The sequence below is a fragment of the Streptomyces sp. NPDC005706 genome (assembly GCF_040631045.1).
Taxonomy (GTDB): Bacteria; Actinomycetota; Actinomycetes; order Streptomycetales; family Streptomycetaceae; genus Streptomyces.
In genome coordinates this window covers 218033-234768 of sequence record NZ_JBEXYS010000008.1, presented here as the reverse complement: position 1 = coordinate 234768, position 16736 = coordinate 218033, and the positions used below count along the sequence as shown (strand labels likewise).

Below are 16736 nucleotides of genomic sequence, written 5' to 3'. Positions count from 1 at the left end.
TCACCGGAGGTGTCGGTGCGCAGGACCAGCGTGTTGACGCCCGGTCACCGCCGTCCGGGGCGCGCACAGCCTGGTCCTCGGGGCCGGCCAGAGCGCCGCCGAGGCCGCCGGAGGTGCCCCCGCGGGCCGCCGTTCACCGCCGTGGGACTCGGTCGCGGTGGCGGTGCCCGCGCCCGGCGGCGCCGGCACCCACGCGTCCGGGTCGGTCGCGGTCAGCGGATTCCGTGCGTCTGCAGCCATATCTCCAGCAGCGCTACCTGCCACAGTGTGTTCGCTCCTCGCCTGGTGCGGTGCGCGTTGGGTGCGTCGAGCAGTTCCGCGACGTACTCCTGGCGGAAGACGCCGCGTTCCTTCGCCTCCGGGGCGGTGAGGGCCTCGCGGACCCGTTGCAGCACCGGGCCCGCCATGTGCTTGATCGCCGGGACCGGGAAGTAGCCCTTGGGCCGGTCGACGACCTCCGCCGGGAGGACCTTGCGTCCGGCGGCCTTGAGTATCCCCTTCCCGCCGTCGGCGAGCTTCAGCTCGGGCGGGCAGGCGGCGGCCAGTTCGACCAGTTCGTGGTCGAGGAACGGGACGCGGGCCTCGAGGCCCCAGTCCATCGTCATGTTGTCCACGCGTTTGACGGGATCGTCGACCATCATCACCTGGGTGTCCAGCCGGAGGTCGGCGTCCAGCGCCGTCTCCGCTCCCTCGTCCGCCATGTGGGCGCGCACGAACTCGGCGGAGACGTCCCGCCCGGCCAGCACTCCGGGTTCGAGGATGCGGGCGAGTTCGCCGTGGGACCGGTCGAAGTAGGCGTCGATGTACGCCTGGGCGGCCTGCTGCCGGGAAACGCCGGACATCGCCGGGTACCAGTGGTAGCCCGCGAACACCTCGTCGGCGCCCTGGCCGCTCTGGACGACCTTCACCTCCTTGGCGACCTGCTCGGACAGCAGGTGGAAGGCGACCACGTCATGGCTCATCATCGGTTCGCTCATCGCGAGCACCGCCGACTCCAGCGCCCCCGGGATGCGGTCCGACGCCACCAGGAGCTGGCGGTGGGCGGTGTCGAAGTGGCGCGCGACCAGGTCGGAGTAGTGGAACTCGTCCCCCTCCTCGCCGCCCTCGGCCTCGAACCCGACGCTGAAGGTCGCGAGATCGTGCTGTCCCTGCTCGGCCAGCAGGGCGACGATGAGGCTGGAGTCCAGCCCGCCGGACAGCAGTACGCCCACGGGCACGTCGGCCACCATCCGGCGGCGCACGGCGGTGCGCAGCGCGTCCAGCACGGCGTCCGTCCAGTCCTCGGCGCCCAGGGCGGCGAACTCGGGCCGGCGGGTGTGGGACGGCTGCCAGTAGCGGTGGTCGTGCTGGGTGCCGTCGGCCTCGACGACGCGCACCGTGGCCGGGGGCAGCTTGCGTACGCCGTTGAGGACGGTGTGGGGCGCGGTCACGGTGGCGTGCCAGCTGAAGTACTGGTGCAGGGCCACCGGGTCGAGGGAGGTGTCGACGTCGCCGGCCGCCAGGAGGGCGGGCAGCGAGGAGGCGAACCGCAGCCGGTCGGCGGTCCGCGTCAGGTACAGGGGTTTGACGCCGAGCCGGTCCCGGCCGAGGACGACCCGTCCGCTGTCCAGTTCGACGAGCGCGAAGGCGAACATTCCGTGGAAGTGCCGGACGCAGTCGGTGCCCCACTGCCGGTAGGCCTTGAGCACGACCTCGGTGTCGGAGTCGGAGAAGAACTGGTGGCCGAGTGCCCTCAGTTCGTCGCGCAGTTCGCGGTAGTTGTAGACACAGCCGTTGAAGACGCCCGCGATCCTGGCGCGCGGGTCCGTCATGGGCTGGGCGCCGTCGTCGGAGAGGTCGATGATCTTCAGCCTGCGGTGGCCGAGCGCGACGGCCCCCTGGGACCACACACCGCGGCCGTCGGGGCCGCGGGCCGCGAGCCGGTCGGTCATCCGCTCCACCGCGGCGACGTCCGGCCGCTCGCCGTCGAGGCGTATCTCTCCGCTGATCCCGCACATCAGCCGTTCCTCCGTCCCCTGCCCGTGAGGTGGGCCGGCTCGAGCGGGCGTGTGCCGCGCCGGTGCCGGGCCCCGGGCGCGCGCGTGCGTGCGGTGCGCCAGGGGCGGTGGTGTTCGGGGGCCGGGGGGTGCTGCGAGGTGTGCATGGGGACTTGACTCTCCTGGGTCGAGGGACGGGGCGTCCCGACCGGCCCGGGCTCCTGATCGGCCACGGAGGCCGCGCGCGGGCCGGCCGGAGGACGGGCGGCTCAGGCGCTGCGGGCCGGAGCGGTGGTGCCGTGGCCGGGGACGTGCGCTCCGACGGGGTCCCACCAAGCGGCGGGCCGGGCCGGCCGGGCCGCGGACCGGCCCGTCGGCCGCTCGCCGCGGGTCTCGGCCGTCAGCATGTCGACGCCGGCGAGCAGGCCGCCGGTCCGGGCGACGCGGCGCAGCCGGTGCGCGGTGCTCCCGAGGGCCAGCGCCTCTTCCAGGAGCGCGTGCGCGGTGTCCCAGTCACCGGACGCCTCGAGTGCCGGGCGCAGCCGGGTCAGCATGCCGGTCAGCACGGTGCCGGCCGGCGCCGGGCGGCGGCTGACGGGGTCGACGAGGTGGCCTTCGAGGCCCGATCGCGCGGCCCGCCAGGCGGCGGCCCGCAGCCAGTCGTGGCGGCCGTCGCACAGGGGGCCGTGCGCCTGTGCCAGGCGGTCGCAGGCGTCGCGGACCAGGGCCCGGAAGAGGGCCGCGACGAGCACCACGGTCTCCACCCGCGGGCAGGCGTCGCAGATGCGCAGTTCGAGCGTGCGCTGGTGGGCCGACGGCCTGACGTCGTGGTAGGCCATGCCGGCGTCGCTGATGACGCCCGACCGGATCAGTTCCTCGAGCGACCTGTCGTAGTCTGCGGCGTCCCGGTGGCAGCCGGCCGGGCCGGCGGTCGGCCACCGCTGCCACAGCATGGTCCGCCAGCTGGTGTACCCGGTGTCGGACCCGAGCCAGTACGGGGAGCTGCCCGACAGGGCGAGCAGCGGCGCCAGCCAGGGCGAGACCAGGCACATGGCGCGGACGGCGGTGTCCCGGTCGGGGACGTCGACGTGGATCTGCGCGCTGCAGATGAGCTGTTCGTCGGCGACCATGCGGTAGTCGTCGGCCATGTGCTGGTAGCGGGCGTCGGCGGTGACGTCCAGGGGGCGCACGCGGGCCAGCGGCACGGTGCCCGCGGCCACGACGGCGAGGCCGAGCCCGGCGGCCGCCGAGTCCAGGCGGAGCCGGGTCGAGGAGAGGTCGGCGTACAACTCCTCGAGCGTGCCGTGCACTGCGCTGTTGCTCTCCACGACCGATCGCTGCAGCTCCGTGGTGAAGCCAGGTCCGCCGAGGCGCTCGATCAGTTCTGCGGCGCGTGGTACGAGTCGGCCGCTCTCCACGTCCAGTACATGGAACTCTTCTTCCGCTCCGAGGCGTGGTGTCACGACTTCTCCCCTGCGAGTGGACCACAGCCGCCGGTGCGCTGACGTGCAGTCCGCACCGGCCGGTTGACGTGGCCCGGGTTCCCTGATCAGTCGGTGTCAATCAATTCCGTCTGCACATCTGTCCCATACACCTCTCATATGAGCGTGCGGTGGTGCGACCCGCCCGCCGGTACCGCCCTGGCGCCGGGCGTGCCGGGTTAGGCCGGATGCCGTGTGTGGATGCGTGCCGGGTTCACGCGCCCCAGGATCCTGATCATGCGGAAATCCACTGTTACCGGGTCCGTCCCGGGGTCCACTGCTCGGCGGCTGCGGCACGGTGGTGCGCGGCACGCCATATGCGCGGCGCTGGCCTGCGGCCTCCTGCTGGCGGCGACGGACGCGTGCGGCAGTGGTGAGCCGACGGGCCCGGGTGGCGCGCCGGGAACGAACAACCCTGCGATGTCGGCCTCTCCCCCGGCGTCCGTGGGCTCTCGCCTCCCGGGGGTCGGGGACCGGATGTGGCAGCAGGTGCCGGCCGGTTCCCGCCAGGTCGTGGTCGTTTACGGTGAGCGCCGGGACTCGCCCGACAGCCTCCTCGTGCTCTACGAGAGGCGAGCCACGGGCTGGGAGCGGACGGGGGCCTGGCCCGCGCACAACGGCAGGCTGGGCTGGACGACGGACCACCGCATGGACGACGAGCGCACTCCCGTCGGCGTGTTCGGCCTGACCGACGCGGGCGGCACACTCGGGAATCCGGGCAGCCGGCTGCCGTACTGGCACGACGACCACGCCTTCGCGTCCACGATCACCGATGACGAGGCCCACGCCCACGACTTCGACTACGTCATCGCCATCAACTACAACCGTCTGGTGGGCGCCCCGCCCTACGACTGGTCCCGGCCCGAAGGTGTGGAGAAGGGCGGCGGCATCTGGCTGCACCTGGACCACGGCGACGGTACGTCGGCCTGCGTCACGGTCCCGGAGTCCGGCATGCGGACCCTGCTGCGCACCCTCGATCCCGGTGACCACCCCGTCGTGGTGATGGGGGACCGGGAGCGCCTCCAGACCTGAGCGGGTCACCGCGGGCCGTCCTCGTCGAGCCGCGCGAGTCCGTCCCGCCGGCGCCGGCGGCGTTCGGTCCCGGACTGTTCCCACCAGGGTGTGCCGCGTTCGACCAGTGCGGCCTTCGCGCGTCGCACGCGTGCGCGTGCCGACTCTTCCGCACGCCGGTCGCCCGCCGAGGTCGCGGACCGTACCGCGCGACGGGCCGCCATGAGATGGCGTCGAAGGCGGGCGGCGGCGGCCTCCTCGGGAAGGGCTGGATCGGTCGCCCGCCAGCGGCGCCCGCCGATGACGACGAAGTGTCCGTCGGGCGTCTTCTCCGGAAGCTGCTGCACGTCCACACCGTCGATTCTGCCCGCACTCGGCCCGGTCGGCCCGTGGACGGCCGCTGACCAGCGCACATGCCTGGTCCGCGCCTGCGGACCCGCGCGGCGGTCAGCCGCGTGGGCCGCTGACGCGTTCGGGCCGGATCACGTAGATCACCCGGACCTGGTCCCGGCCACCGAACCACGGGTACGGGCCGCCGAGGTACTTCCGCGAGAGCGCCTCGATGTGGCCGACCGCGCCTTCGGTGGTCACCCGCACCACCCGGCCGCGGATCTGGACGTAGGAGGCCGGGTCCGAGGGGTCGGAGACCGCGACGGCCACCCGCGGGTCACGGGCGATGTTCCGGGTCTTCTGGTGCGACTCCACACTGTTGATCAGGACGTGCTCGCCGTCCGTGTCGACCCAGGTCTGGGTGAGCTGGGGCGAGCCGTCGGGCATCGTCGTGGCGATGTAGCAGGTGCTGGGGCGGCGCAGCAGCGCCACCACGTCCTCACCGAGGGGTACGGGCACCGTTGCTCTCCGGGGGTGTTCGGCGGCTGCTGGGACAAACGTAACGCCGGCCCGCGCGCCGGCGGGACATCAGGCGCCCTTACGCGGGTACCAGGTCTGTGGAGGTACATGATGTTCGAGGCGGGCGACATCCGTGAGTGGCGCGGGCACGACGTGGTCGACCCGGGCGGGCGCAAGATCGGCGCCCTGGAGTCGGTCTACGTCGACACCGCCACCGACGAGCCGTTCTTCGCCACGGTGACCGTGGGGCTGCCCACCCGCCGCCGGCTGGCGTTCGTGCCGCTCACCGGCGCGACCGTCGGTCCGGGGTATCTGCGGGTCGCCTTCGCGAAGGACGCGGTGAGGAAGGCTCCCGCCATCGACACCGACGGAGAGCTGCCGGCATCGCAGGAGCCGGCGGTCTTCGCGCACTACGAACTCGACTACGCCCCGGGCGCCGGTGGCGAACGCCGCCTCGGCCGCCGCTGAACACCCGCCCCGAACCGCGCCGTGGAGCCACCGCCGTCGAACCGGCCGCCGCGGAACGGCCGCAGCCACTTGGAGAGTTGATGAGTCTGTTTCTGCTCCTGATCCTCGTGGCCCTCGTCCTGGGCATCATCGGGTTCGCCGCTCACGGGCTGTTCTATCTGCTGATCATCGGAGCCGCCGTACTGCTCGTGGACCTCGTCTACGGCGCCGTGCGTCTGCGCCGCGGCGGCCGGCGGCACCGCATCGCGCGGTAGCGGCGCCGGCCCACGGGGTGTGCCGGCGTCCGCGTCATGGCGGGGCGAGTGCCCCGCCCCGCCATGACGGCGGACCTACCGCTGCTGCCGGCGCCACGGCCCGGTCACCGCGAAGGTGGTGCCGGGCGTGTAGCAGTTGACGTACATCGTGCGGCCGTCGGGGGCGAAGGTGACTCCGGCGAACTCGCCCCACTCGGGCTCCTGTGCCGTCCCGATGTTCTGGCGGCCGCGCGCCATCGCGTACACCTCACCCTTGCGGGTCACGCCGAAGACGTGCTGCGCGCCGTTGCCGTCCTCGCAGACCATCAGGCCGCCGCTGGGGGCCAGGCAGATGTTGTCCGGGGACTCGCCGGGCAGCCGCACATCGGTGTCCGGGCCGAACACGACGACCAGGGTCAGCCGGCGGTGTGCCGGGTCGTAGCGCCAGATCTGCCCGTAGTGGTCGGCCGCCGAGCCGTCCGCGCTGCGGGCGAAGGACGACACGAAGTACACACAACTGCCGCCCCAGTAGCAGCCCTCCAGCTTCTGCGCGTGGGTGATGCCGCCGGGGCCGTAGTCCTGCAGCCGGGTGGGGGTGGCGGCGGCCAGCGGGTCGGGCACGTCGGCCCATTCGACGCCGTCGAACCGTGCGCCGGTCTCCTGGATCGTCGACAGATCGGGGACGCCGGGCACGCGCATCGCCTGGAGGCGGCCGCCCGCCCGCAGGGATCCGGCACCGCCCAGCGGTTTCTCCGGCAGGAAGCGGTAGAAGAGGCCGAAGGGTTTGTCGAAGGCGTCCTCGGTCTCGTACACGACGCCGTGGCGCGGGTCGACGGCGATCGCCTCGTGCTGGAAGCGGCCCATCGCGGTCAGCGGGACGGCTCCGGTGCGGTGCGGATCGGTGGGGTGGACCTCGAAGATGAAGCCGTGGTCCTTGGTGTAGCCGTTGGTGCCCGCCCGGTCCTCGGTCTCCTCACAGGTCAGCCAGGTGCCCCAGGGAGTGCGGCCACCGGCGCAGTTGACGGCCGTACCGGCGATGGCCACCCGCTCGGACAGCACGCGCTGTCCGGCGTCGAGCGTCAGGGCCGTACAGCCGCCCTTGCCCGCCGGGTCGTAGGTGAGACCGCCGACCACCGGGACGGGGATCTTCGCGGTGACCCGGTTCTCGTGGTTGCGGACGAGGTGCGTACGGCCTCCCCGGCCGGCGAAGGCGGCCATGCCGTCGTGGTTGGAGGGCACCGGGCCCTCTCCCGAACGGAGCCGGTCCCCTTCGCGGGAGAGCACGGTGTAGCGGAAACCTTTCGGCAGGTCGAGCAGCCCGTCGGGGTCGGGCACGAGCGGGCCATAGCCGGTGTCGCCCAGGCTCTGCGCGGCGGCGGTACCCGCGAAGAGCTCGGACAGGGCCCCGGTGAAGGCGATACCCGCCCCCACCGCACTTGCCTGGGCCAGTACCTGACGGCGTGTTGCGGACATACGGCAGCAACCTTCCTGCTGGCGGACAGGAACTGTGACGCCGCTGTGTCTATCACCTGGCGCGGGCCTCGGGAACCACGCCCATCGCACGCGTCACACCGCCGAGCGACCCGCGGCAGGGCCGACGGCGGCCCGGTGGACTTGCCGCTCGCCCGCCCGGCGCTCAGGCCGCCCGGGCCATCTGCCGCACGGCGCCCGCGCGAGCGGACCGCGCCGGGGCGGATCTGACGCGGTAGGTGACCTTGCCGGGGTCGACGAGCGGGTCGCCGAGGACGATACGGCCGGCGGCGTGCAGCGCGTCGCACTCGGCCACGGGCAGGGCCACGTATCCGCCGCCCCTGCCGGTGGACGGGTCGAACGGCTGCCAGTAGGCGTACCTGCGGCGTCCCCCCTCGTGCACCGTCAGGAAGACCGAGGTGCCCGGGTCGGCGATGATGCGCAGGAGATCGGCGGCGCCGCGACCGAGCCGGGCACCCTGGGACCTCTGGTGACGCGGGAGCATCATCTGCATCAAGAACGGCCTCCTACCGCAGGAACTGACGACCGATTACCCACTTCGGGCCATGTCGATCTCGCTGTACCGGAATTAATCAGACGGCACTGACAATCGGCCGTGCGCCGACGGCGCCTCGCACCGGCCCGGCCCTCCGGTTCACCGTCCGGGACACGCGTCGGCGCCGTACCCCGGAGACGGACCGGCGAGCCCCCGGGACACGGATCACCCGGCCGGCGCGGCGACCGCTCCCCCGGTCCGGCCGGTCGCCGTTCACGCGCGCGGGCTGGTGCGGCCGCGCGGGTCAGGCGTCCCGCCGGGCCCGTGTGGGCTCCGGCTCCGCCGCGTCCCAGCTCCGGCCGGCGGACATCACGGGCGACCGGGTCAGGCCGATGATGCCCAGCGCCATGAGAAGGACGCCGGCGATCTCGGGCAGCATCCGCCAGCCCAGGGCGATGCTCTCCCCGAAGAGCAGACCGCCGAGGATGACGCTGATCAGGGCGTCGCCGAGGGTCAGGGCGGGCTGGGAGGCGGCCAGCGTGCCGGCCCGCAGCGCCCACTGCAGCAGCAGGACGCTCAGCAGGCCGGTGAGGGCGGCCGCGTAGGTGTGCCAGGTGGTGAGGACCGCGGTGACCCCCTCCGGGAACCGGCCGGTCACCTCCTTGATCAGCGCCGCCGTGACCGCGAAGCAGGCGGCGGTCGCGGTGCCGAGGGTGGCGGCCTGAAGGGGGCCGCGCATGCGCCGGGCGGCCGCCAGGAGGACGGCGACGCAGCACGTCAGCCCGCCTCCGACGGCGAGCCAGTGCCAGTCGGAGGCCCGGTCGCCGCCGGGTGCCGGGGAGGCGCTGAGCAGGAAGAGCGCCAGTCCGCCGGCGAGCATCACGAAGGCGCGCCAGGTGCCCGCCGTGGGGCGGCGACGGAACACGATCGCACCGATGAGCAGGGTGAACAGCAGTTCGCTGGCGAGCAGGGGCTGCACCAGCGAGAGCTGCCCGGAGTCGAGGGCGATCACCTGGAAGACCGCCGACGCCGACATGGCCAGTGCTCCCGCCCACCAGAAGGGGCGGCGCAGCAGACCCGCCAGGCGGGCCGTCGCCGCGCGGGCGCCGTGGCCGGAAACCTCGTCGGGCTCGACCGCGGCCCGGCGCTGCAGGACCGACGCCGCCCCGTTGGACAGCGCGGACAGCAGCGCCGTGATGACGGTGAGCACGTTCATGCGACTGCCTGTCGTTCGCGGGAGAAACCCGGCGGGCGGCCACCGCACGCTCGGTAGGCGGACAAAGAAGGCCAAAGCGAACAAAGACGTATCCGCCGTGCACGGTGATAAACCTGTTCCTACCGCCCGCATGCGAAGGGCTGCGAAGGGTGGAGACCGGTCGGCGCCCGTCGGCGGCCGGTGTCGCGGACACCCGTCGTGCCTGTCGCTCACTGCTCCCACGAGGTGACCATGCCGCATACGCGCACCCGGCCGTGCCCGTGCCCTCCGGCCCGCCCCGCTGCGCGGGCCCGCCCGGCCGGACGGACGGCGGCCGCCGCGACGGTGCGAAGGCTGCCGTGAGCCGGCTGCTGGTGGTCAGCGCGAGCATGGGGTCGGGCCATGACGCGGTGGCCCGCGAGCTGGCCCGGCGGCTGCGCGCGGGCGGGCACGAGGCCGTGCACCGGGACGTGCTGGAGTTGCTGCCCGCCCGTGTCGGGGACGGGCTGCGCGGCTTCTACCGCGCGACGATCCGGCATGTCCCCGCCCTCTACGGGGGCATCTACGCCGCCTTCTTCCGCGGCGGCGGGGGGCCGCGGCCCGGCAGCGCGCCGCTCGCCGCGCTCGCCGGCGACCGGCTGCGGGCGGAGGTGGCGCGCGAGCGCGCCGACGCGGTCGTGTCGGTCTTCCACCTCGCCGCCCAGATCACCGGCGGGATGCGGGCGCGGGGGCGGCTGGCGGTGCCCAGCGCGGTGGTCATCACCGACTTCGCCGTGCACCGGCAGTGGCTGCACCGGGGCAACGACCTGCATCTGTGCCTCACCCCGCAGATCGCCCGGGAGGTGCGGCACCGTCTGGGGCGCCCCGCCACCGCCTGCGGTCCGCTGCTGGCGGACCGTTTCCGTCCGCACCCGGCCGGCGAGGCGTCCTGGCGCCGGCGGCTCACGGCGGGCGGCGGACGCCCGCCCGTGCTGCTGTCCGCGGGCGCGTGGGGGGCGGGCAGCCGGCTCGGCGCGACGGCCCGGCTGCTGGCCGGCGCGGGCTATCTGCCGGTCGTCCTGTGCGGCCGCAACGAGCGTCTGCGCCGCCCGCTGTCGAAGGTGCCGGGGACGCTCGCGCTGTCCTGGGTGGACGACATGCCGGGCCTGCTCTCGGCGTGCGCGGCGGTCGTCGACAACGCGGCGGGACAGACGTCGCTGGAAGCGCTGGCCGTCGGCGTGCCGGTCGTCGGATACCGCCCGATCCCCGGCCACGGCGCCGAGGGGGTGCGCCGCATGGCGGCGCTCGGCCTGACCGAGCACGCCGCCGCCCCGTGGCAGCTCGTGCGGTCCCTGGACCGCCTCACCTCCGGCGGCCCGGCGCCCGGCCGGCACGCCTCGGCCGCCCGCGGTCTGCTCCGGGGTGACGTCGTGGGCCCGCTGGAACGTCTCTGCTCCTGACGTCCGGGCGACCTCAGCGTCCGGTGCGGGCCGTGCGCGCCGGGTGCCCGACCTCGTGTTCGCCCAGCGGTCCGACGGTCAGGCCGGCCCCGCGGCAGGCGCCGACGAGCCGGGGCAGCGCGGCCAGCGCCGCCCGCCAGCAGTCCGGTGCCGCCTGCCGGTCGGTGTCGTGCAGCAGCACCGTGCCGCCGCCCCGCAGGTCCGGCAGGACGGTCGCCGTCACGGAGTCAGCGCTGGCACCGGCCGCCCAGTCGCGGCCCCAGGCGGTCCACAGGACCGGGCGCAGCCCGGTGCGGCGCGCGGCCAGCAGCCGGTCGCCGGTCAGGATGCCGTACGGGGGCCGGTACCACAGCGGTCTCGCGCCGGACACCTCCGCGACGGCCCACGCGGCCCGGGCCAGCCGCCGGGTCTCCCTGACCGGCGCGGGCCGCCAGGGACGGTCGTGTGTCCAGCCGTGCACGGCGAGTTCATGACCGCGCCGGACGATCTCGTGGCCGAGCCGCCGGTGGGCCAGCACCTGCTCGCCCAGCACGAAGAACGTGGCGCGGACCGCCAGGTCGTCCAGCGCGGCGAGGAAGGCGGGGGTGGAACGCGGATCGGGGCCGTCGTCGAAGGTCAGCGCCACATGGTCGGTGCGGCCGGCGCCGGCGAGGGCGGGCAGCCAGGCACGGCGCGGTCCGGGGAGCCAGGTGGCGGCCGGGACGACATGGGCGGCGGCCAGCACGGGCACGGCGGCGATGGCCGCGGTGAGCAGCCGGCCACGACGGGCTCCGCCCCGCATACGCGTCTCCCTTCTCGTTCGTCCGGTCCGGCGGTCGGCGGGCACTGACGGATCGCCGTACGGGTCGTCAGCCGAACCGGGCCGCCAGGCGCCGGTACGGCTTCGGTGCCAGGCCGCGGACCGCGACCGGGAGGCGGAGCCAGCCGGGCACGAACACCTCGTGGCGTCCGCCGCGCACGGCCTCGACCACCGCCGCGGCCACCCGCTCGGGCGGGACCGGACGCGGGCGGCGGCGGGAGTAGGGCACCCCTCTCCGGGCGAAGAACGGCGTGTTCACCACGCCCGGTACGACATGGGTCACCCCGACGCCGGTGCCGTTCAGCTCGTACCGCAGCGCGTCGGCGAAGGTGCCGAGGCCCGCCTTCGCCGCGGAGTACACCGCTTCCTCGCGCACCCCGACGCACCCGGCGACGGAGCCGATGAGCACCAGACGGCCCCGGCCGCGCGCCACCATGTGCGGCAGTACCTGGCGGACCAGGTGCACCACCGAGGCCAGGTCGACGGTGAGCACCCGGTCCACCTCGCCGCTGGGCATCGAGGTGAACGGGCCGGCCCAGCCCACTCCGGCCGCGGCGACGAGGAGATCGACGCCGGGTGCCCGGCGCAGGGCGTGTTCGGCCAGTTGCCGGGCGCCGTCGGCGCCGGCCAGGTCGCAGGGGATGGCGACGCCGGACGTCTCGCGCGCCACCGCGTCCAGCCGGGCGCGGTCGCGTCCGGAGAGGAGCAGCGTCCACCGTTCCCCCGCCAGGGCCCGCGCGACCGCCGCGCCGATTCCCGAGGACGCGCCCGTCACGAGCGCCACGCCCGTTGTGGGCGCGGTGCCCGGCAGGAGGGTGGACGGGGCGGGGTACGGATCCGCCGTGGCGCGTCCCAAGCTGAACCTCCTCGAGTGATGGGCCCCGGCGCGGATCACGGGGTCCGCCGGCCGCTCGTGAGCGCACGCTCTCCGCCCCGCCCGTCCCCGTGCGCCCGTGCGCCGTGCGCCCGTCGATGCCGACGACCATCGAGGGATAGCCGGAGCTCACGGCTTTCAAACGTGCCGGGGCGCCGGCCCGCGGGCACGGGAGGCGCCCGGGCACGGCGCGGTCGGGTCCGTCCGTGCCGAACCGGTGAGGTGACCGCCCCCGGGCCGTTTCGGCGCTTCGCTGCGTCGCCACCGGCGCGCCGGACGGCACGGCGATGAGCCATGCGGGTGTTCTTTCCTGGACGGTCCCGGCCTGCGTCCCGCCGTCCGGAGCCTTCGCCCGGCCCGGGCGGGAGGATGGCACGCCGTGGTGTATCTCTTCGGCCTTCCCGCCGCGTGTCTGCTGGGTTTCGGCTTCGTGCTCCAGCAGCACGCGGCCGAACGCGAACCGCTGTCCCTGATGTTGTCCTTCCGGCTGCTGCTGGACCTGGTGCGGGTGCCGCTGTGGCTGGCGGGCATCGGCTGCATGGTGCTCGGTCAGGTCCTCGGAGCGCTGGCGCTGACGCAGGGCAGCCTGGCCCAGGTGGAGCCGTTGCTCACCATGAACCTGCTCTTCGCGATGGCCCTGGCCCGGTGGATGGGCGACCAGCCGCTGGGCTGGTCGGGGTGGCTGGGGGCGCTGGCCCTCAGCGGCGGGGTCGCGGCCTTCGTGGTGGCGGGGCGCCCGCACAGCGGTCAGGGCGAGGCCGGCGCGTTGCGGCACTGGGTGGTGATCGGCTGCGTGCTGGGGGTGGCCGGGATCCTCGTCGTCGTCTCCCAGCGACTGGGGCTCCTGCACCGGCCGCCCCTCCTGGCCGCTGCGGCCGGCACGCTGTACGGCCTGCAGGACGCGCTCACCCGGGTCTGCGGCGGCATCTTCGGCGCCGAGGGGCTCACCGGGCTGCTGGCCTCGTGGCAGCCGTGGGGCGTGGTGGCGCTGGCGGTGGTGGGGCTGCTGCTGGTGCAGAGCGCCTTCGAGGCCGGGCCGCTGCGGCTGTCCCTGCCCTCGCTGAGCGCCGCAGAGCCGCTGAGCGGCATCGCCTGCGGCATCGGCTTCCTCAACGACGAGCTGCGGACGACGCCGGGCGCGCTGGCCTGGCAGGCGGCCGGGGTGGTGGCGGCGCTCACCGGGGTCTTCGTGCTGGGCCGGCATCCGGTGATGCCCAGCGGCGAGCGCCGCCCCGAGCCGCCGCCGCACCACCTGATCCACCGGCACTGACGGGCTCTAGGGTGCGTCGGCGAGCCGGGCGGTGGTCTCCAGCAGCAGGGCGTGGACGAAGGCCTGCGGGAGGTTGCCGCGCAACTGGCGCTGGGCGATGTCGAACTCCTCCGCGTACAGCCCGGACGCGCCGCAGGCGCCCCGGTTGCGCTCGAACCAGCGGTGCGCCTCGACCTCGTCGCCCTGCTGGTGCTCGGCCAGCGCCATGAGGAAGCCGCACAGCAGGAAGGCGCCCTCGGCGTCCTCCAGGGGCCGGTCGTCGTGCCGGAACCGGTAGATGAAGTGGTCCTGGGTCAGCTGGGCCCGGCAGGCGGCGAGGGTGGCGCGGGTGCGCGAGTCTTCGGGGGACAGCGAGCCGCGCACGGCGGGCAGCAGCAGGGCCGCGTCGACGGCGGGGTCGTCGGGGGTGCGCTGCCAGTGCCCCTTCGGGTGGACGCTGCTCGCCGCCGTCTCGGTGAACAGGGTGCCGGCAAGGTCGGCGCAGGTGCCGGCGAGCGGCAGGCCGGGGGCCGCGTCGGCCAGGGCGCGCAGCCCGGCGACGCAGCTGAGCCGGCTGTGCGTCCAGAGCCGGTCGTCCAGCTCCCAGATGCCCGCGTCCGCCTCCCGTCGGCGCTCGGCGACGGCCCGTACCGCGATCTCGGCGGCTTTCCGGCCGTCCGGGCCCAGCCGGTCCAGGCGTTCGGCGGCGGCGAACAGCAGCAGCGCCTCGCCAAAGCAGTCGAGCTGGAACTGCCGCTCGACGTGGTTGCCGACGCGGCTGAACCCGCCGGGGTAGCCGGGCAGGTCGAGTTCGCGCTGTTCCGGGACGGGCGTGCCGTGCACGGTGTAGGCGGGGGCGAGGCGGGGGCCGTCGGTGAGCAGTCGCTCACCGACGAAGCGGACGGCGGCGTCGAGGAGTTCGGGGTCGTTCGCGGCGGCGGCCGCCTGCCCGGCGTAGCTCTGGTCGCGGATCCACACGTACCGGTAGTCGTAGTTGCGGCCGGCCTCCGCGCGTTCGGGCAAGCTCGTGGTGGCCGCGGCGACCATGCCGCCGCCGTGGGCGGTCAGGCCGCGCAGGACGGCGTAGGCGCGCCGGGCGTCGCCGGTGGCGACCGTGTTCTCCAGCGCGGGCACGGAGCGCCGCCAGGCCCGTTCGGTGGCGGCCCAGGCCTGCTCGGCCTTCGGCGGATGGTGCGGCAGCGGTGAGTCGGAGCACTCCAGGACCAGGTCGTGCCGCTCCCCGGGCCCGAGCACCAGGTCGGCGGTCAGGCCCTCGGCGCGTACGGCGGCCGTCGGGGCGCCCTGCCGGCGCAGACGGTGGTGGCCGGTGCCCAGGTGCCAGACGCCGTCGTCGTCGCGGTGCGTGCCGGCCGGCGGGGCGCGGCCGTAGTCGGCGCGCGGGTCGAGCACGAGGCGGACGTGGGCGGTGCCGTCGACGGCGCGCAGTTGACGCAGCAGGACCAGGCGGCCGGGTTCGCCGGGGAAGGCGAGGGCCTCGCGGCACTCGATGACACCGTCGGTGGTGATCCAGCGGCTGCGCCGGATCAGGGTGCCCTCCTCGTAGTAGCCGCCGGGCACCCAGCGGCCGCGCGGGGTCACGGCGTAGACGCCCGCGCCCCCGATGAGGGAGGCGAAGACGGCGTCGTCGTGCCAGGTGGGCGCGCACAGCCAGTTGACGGCGCCGTCCGGTCCGATCAGGGCGCCGCGTTCCCCGTCCGCCGGCAGCGCGTAGTCGTGCAGTGCGTGCGGCGGGAACGAGGTGATGCTCATCGGTGCTGTCTCCTCCTCCTCGGCTCGGGCCGCGTCCGGGTACCCTTCCTGGCCGCCCGCATGGGAACGCGATGCCACGACGGATGACGTGCCCGGCGCGGGGCGAGCGGGAGATCGCCGTGCCGCGCCGGGCGATGGGCGCGGCCGTGCCACGTCGGGCGATCGGGTGCGAGGGCCGTCATACGGTGTCGGCGGGATCCGGGCAGAACACCGGTACCCGCTGGACGAGGTTGTTGGCGAAGCCGCCCCGGTTCCAGGACTGTTCCAGCGGCTGGCCGTTCCCGGCGCCGTCGTGGGCTCGGACGCTCAGCATGTGGTCGCCGGGCTCGGCGAACCACTCGTAGGTCCACCGGCGCCACGCCCAGCGGTGTCCGTGGTCCGGTTCGAGATCGGCGGGGTGGCTGCTCGCGCCCCCGTCCGTGCTGACCTCCACCGACGTCACCGGGGCGCGCCCCGACCAGGCCCGTCCCTCGATGCGGACCGGGCCCGGCGCTACGACCCGCGTACGGGACATGAAGTCGGGAAAGCCGGGCGGTATCAGCAGCGCCCGGGGAGCGATGCACTCGACGGGCACTCCCGGCTCGTCCGGCTCCTGCCTGATCCGGTAGGCGACGGACTGCTGGAAGCCGGTGAAGGGCCGGTCGGTGACGGTGATCGCGCGCAGCCACTTTACCTGGGCCATGCCGTACCAGCCGGGCACCACCAGGCGCAGGGGCCTGCCGTGCTGGGGCGGCAGGGGCGCGCCGTTCATGGCGTAGGCCACCAGCACCTCGGGCTCCGAGCCGGTGGCGACGTCGAGCGGGAGGGCGCGCTCGTAGTCCTGTTCGACACCGCGTTCCACTCCGTGGTCGGCGCCGGTGAAGACGACGTCGACCGCGTCGGGGGCGACACCGGCCTCGGCGAGGAGGAGGCGCAGCGGGACCCCTGTCCACTCCGCCGTGCCCACCGCTTCCAGCAGCCAGGGCTGGCTCACCGGCCTCGGCGACAGCAGGGCTCTGCCGTTTCCGGCGCACTCCAGGGTCACGCGCGTCGTGACCGCTGGAAAGGCGCGCAGCTCCGCGGCCGAGAGGGTGAGGGCGCGCCGCACGTGTCCGCCCAGTGTCAGCCGCCAGGCGGTGCCGTCCGGCACGTACGGGATGTCGTAGTGGGTGAGGACGTAGTGCAGGCCGGGCGGGGTCAGGTCGTAGCGCAGGGCCTCCAGCGGCAGGCCGTGGTTGCGGGCGGCCAGCGCCAGTTCGTCCTGCCCGAGGCCCTCGTCCGTCGCGGCCAGCCGGGCAGGAGCGCTCACGTCGGTGAGTCGACGCCCCATGCCGTCGATTATTCGCTCCGGCCCGCGCTCGCGCACCGGCTGGACAGGCGCGGCCCGCGCTCGCGGGTGCGTCCGGCGTCTTGACGTCCCGGGCGGCAGTGACGATCCTCGGGGCAG

Annotated in this window: 16 protein-coding genes; 5 read left to right on the top strand and 11 right to left on the bottom strand. The window is 74.5% G+C overall.

Annotated features, from left to right (window positions below; genetic code table 11):
• Window positions 1-212: 212 nt before the first annotated feature.
• Entirely contained in the window at window positions 213-1997 is a 1785-nt protein-coding gene (locus ABZ478_RS17365; protein WP_359550003.1) for an N-acetylglutaminylglutamine amidotransferase, read from the bottom strand.
• Between the two features lie 248 nt (window positions 1998-2245).
• Entirely contained in the window at window positions 2246-3439 is a 1194-nt protein-coding gene (locus ABZ478_RS17360) for a YbdK family carboxylate-amine ligase (RefSeq protein WP_359550000.1), read from the bottom strand.
• A 495-nt stretch (window positions 3440-3934) separates the two neighbouring features.
• Between ABZ478_RS17360 and ABZ478_RS17355 the strand changes: the two genes are divergently transcribed.
• Window positions 3935-4489 carry a L,D-transpeptidase family protein gene (locus tag ABZ478_RS17355; RefSeq protein ID WP_359549998.1) on the top strand — a complete coding sequence of 185 codons (555 nt, stop codon included), beginning with the start codon at window positions 3935-3937 and terminating at the stop codon, window positions 4487-4489.
• A 5-nt stretch (window positions 4490-4494) separates the two neighbouring features.
• Here ABZ478_RS17355 and ABZ478_RS17350 read toward each other — a convergent pair whose 3' ends face one another.
• The gene (locus tag ABZ478_RS17350) at window positions 4495-4821 is read right to left on the bottom strand and encodes a hypothetical protein (RefSeq protein ID WP_359549996.1); all 327 of its coding nucleotides are present in this window, start codon (window positions 4819-4821) and stop codon (window positions 4495-4497) included.
• Window positions 4822-4915: 94 nt separating this feature from the next.
• On the bottom strand, window positions 4916-5317 hold the full coding sequence (locus ABZ478_RS17345; RefSeq protein ID WP_359549995.1) for a PPOX class F420-dependent oxidoreductase: 402 nt from the start codon (window positions 5315-5317) through the stop codon (window positions 4916-4918).
• 111 nt (window positions 5318-5428) lie between these two features.
• Between ABZ478_RS17345 and ABZ478_RS17340 the strand changes: the two genes are divergently transcribed.
• A complete protein-coding gene (locus tag ABZ478_RS17340; RefSeq protein ID WP_359550044.1) occupies window positions 5429-5785 on the top strand; it encodes a PRC-barrel domain-containing protein in 357 nt (118 codons plus the stop codon).
• Between the two features lie 80 nt (window positions 5786-5865).
• Complete coding sequence (locus ABZ478_RS17335; protein WP_358940212.1) at window positions 5866-6039, top strand: hypothetical protein; 174 nt, start codon at window positions 5866-5868, stop codon at window positions 6037-6039.
• A gap of 75 nt (window positions 6040-6114) precedes the next feature.
• On the opposite strand, the gene ABZ478_RS17330 is transcribed toward ABZ478_RS17335, so the two are convergent.
• The 3 genes from ABZ478_RS17330 to ABZ478_RS17320 form a co-directional block, all read right to left on the bottom strand.
• Window positions 6115-7491 (bottom strand): PhoX family protein, encoded by a 1377-nt coding sequence (locus ABZ478_RS17330; protein ID WP_359549993.1) that lies wholly within the window; start codon window positions 7489-7491, stop codon window positions 6115-6117.
• A gap of 163 nt (window positions 7492-7654) precedes the next feature.
• Window positions 7655-8002 carry a hypothetical protein gene (locus ABZ478_RS17325; RefSeq protein ID WP_359549991.1) on the bottom strand — a complete coding sequence of 116 codons (348 nt, stop codon included), beginning with the start codon at window positions 8000-8002 and terminating at the stop codon, window positions 7655-7657.
• 286 nt (window positions 8003-8288) lie between these two features.
• The gene (locus ABZ478_RS17320) at window positions 8289-9200 is read right to left on the bottom strand and encodes a DMT family transporter (protein ID WP_359549990.1); all 912 of its coding nucleotides are present in this window, start codon (window positions 9198-9200) and stop codon (window positions 8289-8291) included.
• 368 nt (window positions 9201-9568) lie between these two features.
• On the opposite strand from ABZ478_RS17320, the gene ABZ478_RS17315 reads away from it, so the two are divergent.
• Window positions 9569-10618, top strand: a complete 1050-nt coding sequence (locus tag ABZ478_RS17315) for a galactosyldiacylglycerol synthase (protein ID WP_359550042.1) — start codon at window positions 9569-9571, stop codon at window positions 10616-10618.
• 13 nt (window positions 10619-10631) lie between these two features.
• On the opposite strand, the gene ABZ478_RS17310 is transcribed toward ABZ478_RS17315, so the two are convergent.
• Together ABZ478_RS17310 and ABZ478_RS17305 are read right to left on the bottom strand one after the other, a co-directional pair.
• Window positions 10632-11399 (bottom strand): polysaccharide deacetylase family protein, encoded by a 768-nt coding sequence (locus ABZ478_RS17310; protein ID WP_359549988.1) that lies wholly within the window; start codon window positions 11397-11399, stop codon window positions 10632-10634.
• Window positions 11400-11466: 67 nt separating this feature from the next.
• Complete coding sequence (locus tag ABZ478_RS17305) at window positions 11467-12228, bottom strand: SDR family oxidoreductase (protein ID WP_359550040.1); 762 nt, start codon at window positions 12226-12228, stop codon at window positions 11467-11469.
• Window positions 12229-12670: 442 nt separating this feature from the next.
• Here ABZ478_RS17305 and ABZ478_RS17300 point away from each other — a divergent pair, with 442 nt between their 5' ends.
• Complete coding sequence (locus tag ABZ478_RS17300; protein WP_359549986.1) at window positions 12671-13561, top strand: DMT family transporter; 891 nt, start codon at window positions 12671-12673, stop codon at window positions 13559-13561.
• Between the two features lie 6 nt (window positions 13562-13567).
• Here ABZ478_RS17300 and ABZ478_RS17295 read toward each other — a convergent pair whose 3' ends face one another.
• Window positions 13568-15310, bottom strand: a complete 1743-nt coding sequence (locus ABZ478_RS17295; protein ID WP_359549983.1) for a glycoside hydrolase family 15 protein — start codon at window positions 15308-15310, stop codon at window positions 13568-13570.
• Window positions 15311-15488: 178 nt separating this feature from the next.
• The gene (locus tag ABZ478_RS17290; RefSeq protein ID WP_359549982.1) at window positions 15489-16619 is read right to left on the bottom strand and encodes a sulfite oxidase; all 1131 of its coding nucleotides are present in this window, start codon (window positions 16617-16619) and stop codon (window positions 15489-15491) included.
• Window positions 16620-16736: the final 117 nt, after the last annotated feature.